We start from the raw sequence: 12,244 nt of genomic DNA, 5'->3' as shown, positions 1-12,244 counted from the left end.
ACGATCGCATCGGCCGGGATGCGCGACGACAGTTCCCACACGCTGCGTTGCGGATTGACGCCACCCTTGGCCGGTTCGAGCGCACGCTTTTCCAGCGTCTGCCACCATTCGGCGGTCCAGCCTTCGATCTTCTTGCGCCATGCGCGATCCGTCTTCTCGGCCAACATCGGCAGCAATGCGCGCAAGGTCTCGGCGCTGTCGCCGACGAGGTTCACTTCCATCGGATAGCGCAGGCTCAGCATGTCGGCCTTGACATCGATCTGGACGCCTCGCGCATGGCCTTCCTTCGGCAGGAATTCCGAGTAGGGAAAGCCCGAGCCGATCATGAGCAGCGTGTCGCACTCCATCATCATGTCGTAGCTCGGTTTCGTGCCGAGCAAACCGATCGAGCCCGTCACCCAGGCGAGGTCGTCGGGCAACGCGGCCTTGCCGAGCAGCGCCTTCGCCACGCCCGCACCGAGCTTGTCGGCCACCGCGATGACTTCATCGGTCGCATTCAGCGCGCCGGCCCCGACCAGGATCGCCACCTTCTTGCCCTCGTTCAGGACCTCGGCGGCGCGTCGCAAATCGGCATCGTAAGGGACGACTTTCGGCGCACTGAAGCCGACGCCCGAATGCAGCGTGCCGTGCTTGCGCGCGGGCGCTTCGTATTCGAGTTCCTGCAGGTCGTTCGGCAGGACGATGGCCGTCACCTTGCGTTGCGACAACGCCGTGCGCACGGCGCGATCGACCAGATGGCGGACCTGTGACGGCACGCTCGCCTGCTGCACGAAAGCCCCGGCGACGTCCTTGAACATCGATACAAGATCGAGTTCCTGCTGATAGTGGCCGCCGAGCGCGGCGCGGGCCTGTTGCCCGGTGATCGCGAGCACCGGCATGTGGTCCAAGCGTGCGTCGTAGAGACCGGTCAGGAGATGCGACGCGCCCGGACCCGAAGTCGCAATGCACACGCCGAGTTCGCCGGTAAATTTGGCATGCGCGGATGCCATGAATGCCGCCATTTCTTCGTGGCGTGCCTGAATGAATTCGATCTTGTCCTTCGCGCGATTGAGCGCGCCGAAGACGCCGTTGATGCCGTCGCCCGGATATCCGAAGATGCGACGCACGCCCCACGCGTAAAGACGATCGACCAGAAAGTCGCCGACGGTTTCCGACATTACAACCCCCTTGCGAACCACGGAGCATTTCGTGACGACGTTGCGCTAACAGCGTTTGAACGTCGGATCACGGCCACTTCGCAAGCGCCGTGCCGGGTCGCATCGGTGCAGAAGTCGGCGCTCCCACACGGCATTACACTATGTAAAACGCGATATGCGATCTCTGGGCCCGCTGCTTGCAACGCGCGACAGACATAAAAAGGACGACGGACATGAACCTCATCGAAGCCCTGTTTGGCAGCGGCCGGGATCTCGATTCACTGCAAATGGCCGCGCGCGCGGCAGTCGTTTTCATCGCCGCGCTCGTCATGATCCGCATCTCCGGCAGGAGGTCGTTTGGACAGCGCTCGCCGTTCGACTATGTCGTCGCGATCCTCCTCGGTGCGACGCTTTCGCGCATAATCGTCGGCGCGTCGCCCGCTGTTCCCACGGCTATCGCGTCGCTCGTCATCGTGTTGTTGCATCGGATACTGGCGTGGGGCTGTGTACACTCGGAACGGCTCGAACGGCTTGTGGGCGGCGCCCCGCGCGAGTTGTATCGCGATGGACGCTTTGACCAGAAGCAGATGTCGGCGGCGCTCATCACCGAGACCGACGTGCTCGAAAGCGTGCGGCGTCAGCTTGGATCGCTTGACCTGTCCCGCATCGACAGAGTGCTGCTGGAACGGAATGGCGAGATCAGCCTGATCCGCACACCCGGTGAAAATTGAAGCGACTCAATAAACAGAGCACGAAAAGCCAATGAAACGTATCGCCATCGAACACCTTCGCCCGACTCAGGCCACGCATGGTTTGCGCGAGGTCGAGAAGAAGACCCGGGAGTACAAGGCGCTTGCGGGTCACGATCTCGCCATGGCGATTGCCGAAAAGCCAATCCCCTACGTGATCGGACCCGACGGCAACGCCTTCGCTATCGACCATCATCACGTCGCGGCGGCGTTATGGGCTGCTGGCATCAAGGAGTTTCCGGTGGTGCTCGTGGCGGACCTGTCGTCGCTCGACCGCGCGCAGTTCTGGCTCACGCTCGAGAACCGCCGCTGGACCTGGCCGTATGATGCGAAGGTCCGGCGCATCGCGTTCGGCGCGATACCGAAGCACGTATACGAACTGGAAGACGACCCCTACCGGAGCATCGCCGGGCTCGTGCGCGAGGCGGGCGGCTACGAGAAGACGACCGTGCCTCTCGAAGAGTTTCGTTGGGCGGACCTGTTTCGGGCGTTCATCGCGGCGCCGGCGACGGACGACGAATTCGATGCCGCCGTGCGTCGCGGCATCGATATCGCGAGAAGCGAGTCGGCGATCGGCTTGCCGGGCTTTCTGGGCAAGAAGAAGCCATCTGCCTGATCGCGCGACGTTGCGCCGCCCCTGCGAGGCAGGCGCCGCCAATGCTGCGAAAGCATAGTGTCAGGTCTTGCGGATGACGCACCGCAACGCACCCGCCTTCCGTAATAAATCGCAACTTGCCGACCCCGCGATGCCGCAAAGATCGGCCTGCAGTCGGATAGACTTGCCCTGCTGAATATCCGGATTCTTGTCGTCGGCGACGGCGACACCCAATCGTGGGAGTTCGTATGCGGCTCTTCGACAGCAATCGGCCAGGCCGTCCCGGCGCCAGACAGCCGCCCCCTGCTCGCGAGCTGCATCGGGCGTCATCGACTCGCGGCGCCGCTGCCCGGCGCGACGGGAGGCTGCCATGAGCGAAGTGTCGCCAATCCGGACGACGCCCCCGCGGCGATGGGGACGCATCTTGCTGGTGGTCGTGGCACTCGCCTTGATCGCGCTCGTGATCGTGCACGTGATCCGCTCGAAGGCGCCGAAGCCCGGCGCGGCGCCGCAAGTCGTGACGGTCGCCACCGCGACGACGGGCCCGATGCCGGAAACGTTGAGCGAACTCGGCACCGTCACCCCGGTCGCCACCGTGACCGTCCTGCCGCAACTGAGCGGCTACCTGACCGCGGTCGGCTATCGGGAAGGCCAGGACGTGCAGAAGGGGCAATTCCTTGCGCAAATCGATCCGCGCCAGTATGAAATCAGCAAGCAGCAGGCCGAAGCCCAACTGGCGAAAGACAAGGCCTCGCTCGCGCAGGCCCGCTCCGACCTCGCGCGCTTTACGCAGTTGAACGAACGCAAGTCGATCGCCGAGCAGACCTACGTCGACCAGAAGTTTCTCGTCCAGCAGGACGAAGCCGCCGTCAAGGCCGACGAGGCCAACATCGCGCAATTCGACCTCGACCTCGCCTATTGCCGCATCACCGCGCCGGTGTCGGGCCGGGTCGGGCTGCGCCTCGTCGATCCGGGCAACTATGTGACCGCGTCGAGCCAGCCAGGCATCGTCGTGATCACGACGATGAAGCCGACCACGGTCCAGTTCACGGTGCCGCAAAACGAGCTCGGCAACGTGCTGCAGCGCTTCCATTCAGGCGCACGTCTGCCCGTGTCGGCGTACAGCAGCGACAACGCCCGCCTCATCTCCACGGGCACGCTGTACGCGATCAACAACCAGATGGCGACCGCCACCGGCACCGTCACGTTGCGCGCGACCTTCCCCAATGAAGACGAGGCCCTTTTCCCGAACGAATTCGTCAACGTGAAGCTGCTGGTCGACACGCTGCAAAACGCGGTGCTGGTGCCCACGCCCGCCGTGCAGAGCGGCGCACCGGGCGACTACGTGTATCTCGTCAACGCGGACAACACGGTTTCGGTCCACAAGGTCACGCTGGGACCGGGCGACGGCCAGCACACGGTGATTGCGGAGGGGATGTCCGCGGGCAACGTGGTCGTCGTCGACGGCATGGACCGCCTGAGCGACGGCGTGAAGATCAAGCCATCCACGGCGCGGCCGGCTGCCGCCAGCGGCGCGGCCGCGGCGTCAGGCGCGGCTTCGGGCGCGGCTTCGGGAGCAGCCGAAGCGCCCGCGTCCGGCGCGAGCCACACGCCGCGCGCGCACGCGTCCGCCGCGGCGTCACGGGCGTCCTAGCATGCGCGCCTCCCGTCGATGAACATCTCCCGCCTGTTCATCCTGAGGCCTGTGGCGACGTCGCTGCTGATGATCGCGCTGGTGCTCGTCGGGCTGGTCGCGGTGCGCTTCCTGCCGGTTTCGTCGCTGCCCAGCGTCGACTACCCGACCATCCAGGTGCAGACCTTCTACCCGGGCGCGAGCCCGGACGTGATGGCGACCACCGTCACCGCGCCGCTCGAAGTGCAACTGGGCGAGATTCCGGGCCTGCAGCAGATGGTCTCGTACAGTTCGGAAGGCGCGTCGGTGATTACGCTGCAGTTCGATCTCACGCTCAATCTCGACATCGCCGAGCAGAACGTCCAGCAGGCCATCAACGCGGCCAACAGCTTCCTGCCGAGCGGCCTGCCGGCGCCGCCGACCTACGCCAAGGTGAATCCGGCCGACCAGCCGATCCTCACGCTCGCGATCACGTCGAAGTCGATGTCGCTGATCCAGTTGCAGGACACGACCAACAACCGTCTCGCGACGAAGATCTCGGAAGTGCCCGGGGTCGGTCTCGTGACGACGGCAGGCGGCAACGTGCCCGCCGTGCGCGTGGAAGCGGACCCCCGCAAGCTCGCCGCCTACGGCCTGAACATCGACGACCTGCGCACGCTGCTGGCGAATGTCAACGTCAGTCAGCCGAAGGGCAACTTCGACGGCCCGGAGCTCGACTACACGATCAACGGGAACGACCAGATCGTCGACCCGAAGGACTATCTGGACACCGTGATCGCGTACCAGAACGGCGCGCCGGTCTACATGCGCGATGTCGCGCACGTGAGCCAGGCGCCGCAGGATGTGGAGCGCGGCGCGTGGTACAACCACACGCCCGCGATCGTGCTGAACGTGCAGCGCCAGCCGGGCGCGAACGTGATCGCGACCGTGAACCAGATCATGAAGCAGTTGCCGCAACTCGAATCGACGTTGCCGGCGGGCATGCAGATCACGGTGGTGTCGAACAGCACTGGCGTGATCCGCTCGTCGGTGTCGGACGCCGCGTTCGAACTGGTGCTGGCGGTCATCCTGGTGGTGCTCGTGATCTTCGTGTTCCTGCGCAACGTGCCGGCCACCATCATCCCGAGCATCTCCGTGCCGGTTTCGCTGATCGGCACGCTCGCCGTGATGTACCAGCTCAACTATTCGATCGACAACCTCTCGCTGATGGCGCTGATCATCGCCACGGGCTTCGTCGTCGACGATTCGATCGTGATGATCGAGAACATCGTCCGCTATCTGGAGGAAGGCAAGACGCCGCTCGAAGCGGCGCTCGAAGGCGCGGGGCAGATCGGCTTCACGATCCTCTCGCTGACGGTGTCGCTGATCGCGGTGCTGATCCCGCTGCTGTTCATGGGCGGCGTGATCGGCCGGCTCTTCAGCGAGTTCGCGATCACGCTCGCGGTGACGATCGTGATCTCGGCGGTCGTCTCGCTGACGGTCGTGCCAATGCTCTGCGCGCGCATTCTGCGTGCGCAGGCGCAACGCCACCCGAGCCGCTTCGAGCGCATCAGCGAAAGCATCTTCGACAAGACGCTCGCCGCCTACGAGCGTGGCTTGCGCTGGGTGCTCGATCACCAGATGCTGACGCTCCTGGTCGCGCTCGGCACCGTCGCGCTCACGGCGATCCTGTACATCGTGATCCCGAAGGGCCTGTTCCCGGTGCAGGACGTCGGCGTGATCCAGGGCATCAGCGTGGCCGACAACTCGGTCTCGTACCCGGCAATGGTCCGGCGCCAGACCGCGCTCGCCGACGCGATCCTGAAAGACCCGGACGTCGTCTCGATCACGTCGTATGTCGGCATCGACGGAACCAATCCGACACTCAACAACGGCCGCTTCCTGATCAACCTGCGCGCGCGCGACGACCGCTCGCTCACCGCCGGCGACATCGCCCGGCGCATCCAGCAGGAAGTCGCGGACGTGCCGGGCATCCGCCTGTACCTGCAACCGGAGCAGGACCTGACGCTCGACACCTCGATCTCGCGCAACCAGTACAACTTCGTGCTGCGCGGGCCGAGCCAGCAGGCGTTCAGCCAGTACGTGCCGGCGCTGATCGACCGGATGAAGAAGATCCCCGCGATCACCGACGTCACGAGCGACCTGAACACCGACGGCCTGAGCGTCTATGTCGAAGTCAACCGGCAACTGGCGGCGCGCTATGGGATCACGGCGGCCACGATCGACAACGCGCTCTACGACGCGCTCGGCCAGCGCATCGTCTCGACGATCTTCCAGCAGTCCGACCAGTACCGCGTGATCCTCGTCGCCAAGCCTGAAGCGGTGCCCACCGTGCAGTCGCTCGGCAACCTGTATCTGCCGAGCCAGACGAGCAGCACCGGCCAGGTGCCCCTGTCGGGCATCGCGACGCTGCGCATCACGCATTCGCCGCTGATGATCAGCCATCTGGCGCAGTTCCCGTCGGTGACGATCTCGTTCAACCTCGCGCCGGACGCGTCGCTCAGCGCGGCCGTGCGGCAGATCCGCGACGCCGAGCGCGCGGTGAACCTGCCGCCGTCGATCACGTCCACGTTCCAGGGGGCCGCCCAGGCCTTCGAGGACTCGCTCGCGAGCGAGGTCTATCTGCTGGTGGCCGCGTTGGTCGCCGTGTATATCGTGCTCGGCGTGCTGTACGAGAGCTACATCCACCCGGTGACGATCCTCTCGACGCTGCCGTCGGCCGGCATCGGCGCGCTGCTCGCGTTGATGATCGCGGGCAGCGACCTCGACGTGATCGGCATCATCGGCATCGTGCTCCTGATCGGCATCGTCAAGAAGAACGCCATCATGATGGTCGACTTCGCGCTGGAAGCGGAGCGCGTGCACAAGAAGCCCGCGCGCGAGGCGATCTTCGAAGCGTCGCTGCTGCGCTTCCGGCCGATCCTGATGACGACGCTCGCCGCCATGCTCGGCGCGCTGCCGATGCTGCTCGGCAGCGGCACCGGCTCGGAACTGCGCCGCCCGCTTGGCCTGGCGATCATCGGCGGCCTGATCCTTAGCCAGGTGCTCACGCTCTTCACGACACCGGTCATCTACCTGTTCTTCGACCGGCTCGCGCAACGCGTGAATGCGCGGCGTGCCCGGCGCGCCCAGCGCTCGGCGCCGCCGGAGAACGCGCCGTGAACATCTCGGCGTTGTTCATCCGGCGCCCGGTCGCGACGACGCTGCTCGCGGTCGCGATCGCGCTGTCCGGGATACTGGCGTATTTCCGCTTGCCGGTCGCGCCGCTGCCGAACATCGCCTACCCGGTCATCGCGCTCCAGGCCAACATGGCGGGCGCGAGCCCCGAAACCATGGCCGCGACCGTCGCCGAGCCGCTGGAGCGCCGCCTCGCGACCATCGCCGACGTGAGCCAGCTCACGTCGATCAGCTATGTGGGCTCGTCGATGATCATCGTCGTGTTCGGGCTGAACCGCGACATCAACGGCGCGGCGCGCGACGTCGAAGCAGCGATCCAGGCCGCGCGCGCCGACCTGCCGACCACGCTGCGCAGCAACCCCACCTATCGCCAGTACAACCCGGCCGGCGCGCCGATCATGGTGCTCGCGCTGGTCTCCGACACGCTCACCAAGGCCCAGCTCTACGACTCCGCCGATTCGGTGATCCAGCAGCAACTGTCACAGGTGGACGGCGTCGGGCAGATCACCCTCGGCGGCGGCGCGTTGCCGTCGGTGCGCGTCGAACTGGAGCCGGGCAAGCTGAACAGCTACGGCATCGGCCTGGAGGATGTGCGCGCGGCCATCGGCGCGGCGAACGCCAACAGCGCGAAAGGCCACGTCGACCAGGGCGACCAGCGCTACGAAATCCTCTCGAACGACCAGATCAGCAAGGCCGCGCCGTATCGCGACGTGGTCATCGCTTATCGCACCGGCGCGCCGGTCCTGCTGCGCGATGTTGCGCAGGTGCGCGACTCGAACGAGAACATCCGCAACGCCGGGCTCTATAACGGCAAGTCGGCGGTGCTCGTGATCGTCTATCCGACACCGGGCAGCAACGTCGTGAAGACCGTCTCGCAGATCCGGGCACGTTTGCCGGTCATCGAGGCCGCGCTGCCGAGCGCGATCCACGTGAACGTCGCGATCGATCGGTCCGAGTCGGTGCGTTCGTCGGTGGCCGATACCGAGCGCACGCTGTTCATCGCGGCGCTGCTCGTCGTGGGCGTGGTGTTCATCTTCCTGCTGTCGCCGCGCGCGACGCTGATTCCGGCGGTGGCGCTGCCGCTCTCGATCGTCGGCTCGTTCGGGCCGATGTACCTGCTCGGCTACAGCATCGACAATCTCTCGCTGATGGCGCTGACGATCGGCACCGGCTTCGTCGTCGACGATGCCGTGGTGGTGCTGGAAAACATCATGCGCCACCTCGAAGCCGGCCTCGATCCGAAGGAAGCCGCGCTGCGCGGCAGCGCCGAAGTCGGCTTCACGGTGATCTCGATGAGCCTCTCGCTGATCGCGGTGTTCCTGCCGATCCTGCTGATGCCCGGCATCGTCGGTTTGCTGTTTCATGAGTTCGCCGTCACGCTGTCGATCGCGATCCTGCTGTCGCTCGTGATCTCGCTGACGGTCACGCCGACCATGTGCGCCTACGTGCTGAAACGCGAGCAAGCGAATCATCCCAAGCCACGCTGGGCACGCTGGATCGAAGCGCAGTTCGACCGCTTCAAGAATGCGTACTCGCGCTCGCTGACCGCCGTGCTCGACCATGCGCTCGCGGTCGTCCTTCTGCTGATCGGCCTGCTCGTGCTCAACGTGTTCGTGGTCCGCCTGTTGTCGGCGACGTTCTTCCCGGAGCAGGACACCGGCATCCTGATCGGGCAGATCATCGCCGACCAGAGCATCTCGTTCACGGCGATGGAGAAGAAGCTCGCGCAACTCCAGGCAATCGTGCAGAAAGACCCGGCGGTGGCGTCGGTCGCGGGCTTCACCGGCGGCCGCGCGCTCAACACGGCCAACGTGTTCATCGAACTCAAGCCGCTGGCGCAACGCCACCTGTCGGCCACCGAGGTGGTCAACCGCCTGCGTCCCAGGCTCAATGCGGTCTCGGGCGCGCGGCTTTTCATGCAGGCGCAGCAGGACTTGCAGATCGGCGGACGCCAGGCCGCCGCCGAGTACCAGTACACGATGACCAGCGACGATGCGAGCGCGCTCTTCAAGTGGGTGCCGAAGCTCGTGACCGAACTCGGCAAGTATCGCGGCCAACTGGAAGACGTGAACTCGGACCTGCAGCAAAACGGCTTGCAATCCTACGTGAACATCAGCCGTGCGACGGCGATGCGCTATGGCTTCCAGCCGAACCAGATCGACAACGTCCTGTATGACGCGTTCGGCCAGCGCACGGTGTCGACGATCTATAACGCGTTGAACCAGTACTTCGTCGTGATGGAGGTAGCGCCGTCGTACTGGCAGTATCCGCAGTCGCTCAACCGGATCTTCCTGAGCACGGCAGCCGGCAATCCGAGCGGCACGCAGCAGACACGAATGCCCGGCGGCACCGTTTCGCCCGTGACGCAACGGTCCGCCGTGAGCAGCGCTTCGAGCGCGAGCGCGAACACGAACTCGCTGAATGCCGACGCCGAAGCGAACCAGCAGACCAACAGCATCTCGAACAGCAAGGGCGGCAATTCCAGCGGCAGCGCGGACAGCACGGCGGCCGAAACGATGGTACCGCTACCCGCGATGATGACGTACTCGAACAGCCACACCGCGACGCAGGTGAACCACCAGAGCGGGCTCGTCGCCGGCACGATCTCGTTCAACCTGCCGTCGAACGGTTCGCTCAGCGAGGCCGGCAGGATCATCGAGCAGGCCGGGCGCGACATCGGCATGCCCGCCTCGGTGCACGGCGCGTTCGCGGGCGCCGCGCAAGCCTACGCGCAGTCGATGGGCGCCGTGCCGCTCCTGATCCTCGCCGCGCTGGTGGTCGTCTACATCGTGCTCGGCGTGCTGTACGAGAACACAATTCACCCGCTCACGATCCTCTCGACGCTGCCATCGGCCGGCATCGGCGCGACGCTCGCGCTGCTGATCTTCGGCACGCCGTTCTCGGTGATCGCGCTGATCGGCATCATCCTGCTGATCGGGATCGTCAAGAAGAACGGCATCATGATGGTCGATGTCGCGATCCAGTTGCAACGCCACGAAGGCATGAACGCCCGCGACGCGATCCACGAGGCCGCCGTCGTGCGACTGCGCCCGATCATGATGACGACCTTCGCCGCGGTGCTGGGGGCGGTGCCGCTCGCGATCGGCATCGGCCAGGGCGCGTCGCTGCGGCAACCGCTCGGCGTCACGGTGATGGGCGGGCTGATCCTGAGCCAGGTCTTTACGCTCTACACGACGCCGGTGATCTATCTTTACCTCGACCGGCTGCGCGCGCGAGTCGCGAGGTGGTCCGCGCGCCTGCCGTGGAATCGCCGCCCCGAAGCACCGGATACGAACGCATCATGAAGACGATCTCCCACACTACGCTGGCCACCGCCGCGCTGGCGTTGCTGGCATCAATGCTGGCCGGCTGCATGGTCGGCCCCGACTATCACCGTCCCGCTGTGCCGACGCCCGCCACCTGGAAGGAACTGCCCGGCTGGACCGAGGCGGAGCCCGCCGCCGATGGCCCGAAGGGCGACTGGTGGACCGGGTTCAACGACCCACTGCTCAATGAACTGGAGCCGCTGGTGTCGGTGTCGAACCAGACAGTGCGCCAGGACTACGCGAACTATCAGGAAGCGCTGGCCGAGGTGCGCCTCGCGCGCAGTGCGCTGTTTCCGACGATCGGCGCGACCGGTTCGGTCACCCGCTCACGCTCGGCGACGGGCAACCTCAGCAATAGTTCGCTCGGCAGCAGCGTGGGCAACTTCCATGCGATCAACAACGCGGGTTCGCTCGAAGCGAGCGCGAGCTGGGTGCCCGACTTGTGGGGCGAGGTGCGCCGCAACATCGAATCGAGTTCCGCGACCGCCCAGGCCAGCGAAGCGACGCTTGCCAATGCGACGTTGGCCGAACAGATCGCGCTCGCCAACGCGGTCATCGACCTGCGCGTGACGGATGCGAACATCGACCTGCTGACGCGCACTGTCGAGGCGGACCAGCAGGCGCTGCGCGTCGTCGCCGACCAGGACCGGGCCGGCACCGTGCCGCCCTCCGACCTGGTGACCGCGCAGACCCAGCTCGACACCGCGCAGTCGAGCCTGATCGCGCTTGGCGTCGCCCGCGCCCAGAACGCACACGCGATCGCCGTGCTGGTCGGCAAGAATCCCGAAGAGCTGGACTTGCCGCACAATCCGACGCTGCCGGCGCTGCCTTCGATTCCGGTCGGCGTGCCGTCGACGCTGCTGCAGCGCCGGCCGGACATCGCCACCGCCGAGCGCCAGATGGCCGCGCAGAACGCCGCGATCGGCGTCGCGGTGGCGGCGTATTACCCGACGATTTCGCTGTCGGCGCTGGGCGGCTTTACGCAGTCGCCGTTATCGGGCTTGCTGCATGTCGCCAATCGGGTCTGGTCGCTGGGCGCCTCGGCGAGCGAGACGATCTTCGATGGAGGCGAGCGTAATGCACAGGTCGCCGCGGCCCAGGCGAGCTACGACGCGGCTGTAGCGAACTATCGCGGGACCGTGCTTACGGCCTTCCAGGGCGTGGAGAACGACCTCTCCGCGTTGCGCGTGCTGGCGCAGCAGGCCGATGTGCTGGAGCGCGCCGTGCGTGACGCGACGCGCGGCACTGAGATCGCGCTCAATGAGTACCGGGCCGGGACTGTGGACTACACGACTGTCTCGACGTCGCAGACTGCGCAGTTGAATATCGAGCAGACGGCGTTGAATGTGCAGCAGCAGCGGCTGCTTGACGCGGCATCGTTGATTGGGGATCTCGGGGGTGGGTGGGTGGATAGTGAGCTTCACGAGGCGAGGTAGGTCGCTGGCGCTTGGGGTGGGTTTACGCCGTTTGATGCGCATGGGCTTCTATGAAACTTGTTTTGTTTTTGGTTTATTCGCTCTGCCCCTGTCCGGGGCGGGACTCACTTTCTTTGCTGCTGCAAAGAAAGTAAGCAAAGAAAGCAGCTTCCCACCGCAAATCCTTGCCATGCGCCTCCAGACCGCTCCCTC

General features: G+C 65.6%; 8 protein-coding genes. 6 read left to right on the top strand and 2 right to left on the bottom strand.

Features of this window, described 5'->3' with window-relative positions; genetic code table 11:
- Positions 1-1,157, bottom strand: a 1,157-nt coding sequence (locus tag AWB68_RS38780; RefSeq protein WP_268810973.1) for a thiamine pyrophosphate-binding protein, incomplete at its 3' end; no start/stop codon positions are given.
- A 212-nt stretch (positions 1,158-1,369) separates the two neighbouring features.
- On the opposite strand from AWB68_RS38780, the gene AWB68_RS38775 reads away from it, so the two are divergent.
- A complete protein-coding gene (locus AWB68_RS38775; protein ID WP_087649506.1) occupies positions 1,370-1,867 on the top strand; it encodes a DUF421 domain-containing protein in 498 nt (165 codons plus the stop codon).
- A gap of 31 nt (positions 1,868-1,898) precedes the next feature.
- Positions 1,899-2,501 carry a ParB-like protein gene (locus tag AWB68_RS38770; RefSeq protein ID WP_087649505.1) on the top strand — a complete coding sequence of 201 codons (603 nt, stop codon included), beginning with the start codon at positions 1,899-1,901 and terminating at the stop codon, positions 2,499-2,501.
- Between the two features lie 60 nt (positions 2,502-2,561).
- On the opposite strand, the gene AWB68_RS38765 is transcribed toward AWB68_RS38770, so the two are convergent.
- Positions 2,562-2,810 carry a hypothetical protein gene (locus tag AWB68_RS38765; RefSeq protein ID WP_125483190.1) on the bottom strand — a complete coding sequence of 83 codons (249 nt, stop codon included), beginning with the start codon at positions 2,808-2,810 and terminating at the stop codon, positions 2,562-2,564.
- 40 nt (positions 2,811-2,850) lie between these two features.
- Here AWB68_RS38765 and AWB68_RS38760 point away from each other — a divergent pair, with 40 nt between their 5' ends.
- The 4 genes from AWB68_RS38760 to AWB68_RS38745 are packed head-to-tail and all read left to right on the top strand — an operon-like array spanning position 2,851 to position 12,052.
- Positions 2,851-4,134 (top strand): efflux RND transporter periplasmic adaptor subunit, encoded by a 1,284-nt coding sequence (locus AWB68_RS38760; RefSeq protein ID WP_087649503.1) that lies wholly within the window; start codon positions 2,851-2,853, stop codon positions 4,132-4,134.
- An 18-nt stretch (positions 4,135-4,152) separates the two neighbouring features.
- Positions 4,153-7,275, top strand: a complete 3,123-nt coding sequence (locus AWB68_RS38755; protein WP_087649502.1) for an efflux RND transporter permease subunit — start codon at positions 4,153-4,155, stop codon at positions 7,273-7,275.
- The gene (locus AWB68_RS38750) at positions 7,272-10,595 is read left to right on the top strand and encodes an efflux RND transporter permease subunit (RefSeq protein ID WP_087649501.1); all 3,324 of its coding nucleotides are present in this window, start codon (positions 7,272-7,274) and stop codon (positions 10,593-10,595) included. The genes AWB68_RS38755 and AWB68_RS38750 overlap by 4 nt, the downstream gene beginning before the upstream one ends.
- A complete protein-coding gene (locus AWB68_RS38745) occupies positions 10,592-12,052 on the top strand; it encodes an efflux transporter outer membrane subunit (RefSeq protein ID WP_087649500.1) in 1,461 nt (486 codons plus the stop codon). Before AWB68_RS38750 ends, AWB68_RS38745 begins: the two co-directional genes overlap by 4 nt.
- The last annotated feature ends 192 nt before the right edge of the window (positions 12,053-12,244 follow it).

Origin of the sequence: Caballeronia choica, assembly GCF_001544535.1 — a bacterium.
Lineage (GTDB): Bacteria > Pseudomonadota > Gammaproteobacteria > Burkholderiales > Burkholderiaceae > Caballeronia > Caballeronia choica.
The sequence above is the reverse complement of the archived record's forward strand: the minus strand, read 5'-3'. Positions and strand labels throughout refer to the sequence as shown.

Excerpts from the sequence above, each read along its gene's own strand:
- AWB68_RS38775 (WP_087649506.1), top strand. The coding sequence starts at position 1,370 with ATGAACCTCATCGAAGCCCTGTTTGGCAGCGGCCGGGATCTCGATTCA.
- AWB68_RS38765 (WP_125483190.1), bottom strand. The coding sequence starts at position 2,810 with ATGACGCCCGATGCAGCTCGCGAGCAGGGGGCGGCTGTCTGGCGCCGG.
- AWB68_RS38755 (WP_087649502.1), top strand. The coding sequence starts at position 4,153 with ATGAACATCTCCCGCCTGTTCATCCTGAGGCCTGTGGCGACGTCGCTG.
- AWB68_RS38760 (WP_087649503.1), top strand. The coding sequence starts at position 2,851 with ATGAGCGAAGTGTCGCCAATCCGGACGACGCCCCCGCGGCGATGGGGA.
- AWB68_RS38745 (WP_087649500.1), top strand. The coding sequence starts at position 10,592 with ATGAAGACGATCTCCCACACTACGCTGGCCACCGCCGCGCTGGCGTTG.
- AWB68_RS38770 (WP_087649505.1), top strand. The coding sequence starts at position 1,899 with ATGAAACGTATCGCCATCGAACACCTTCGCCCGACTCAGGCCACGCAT.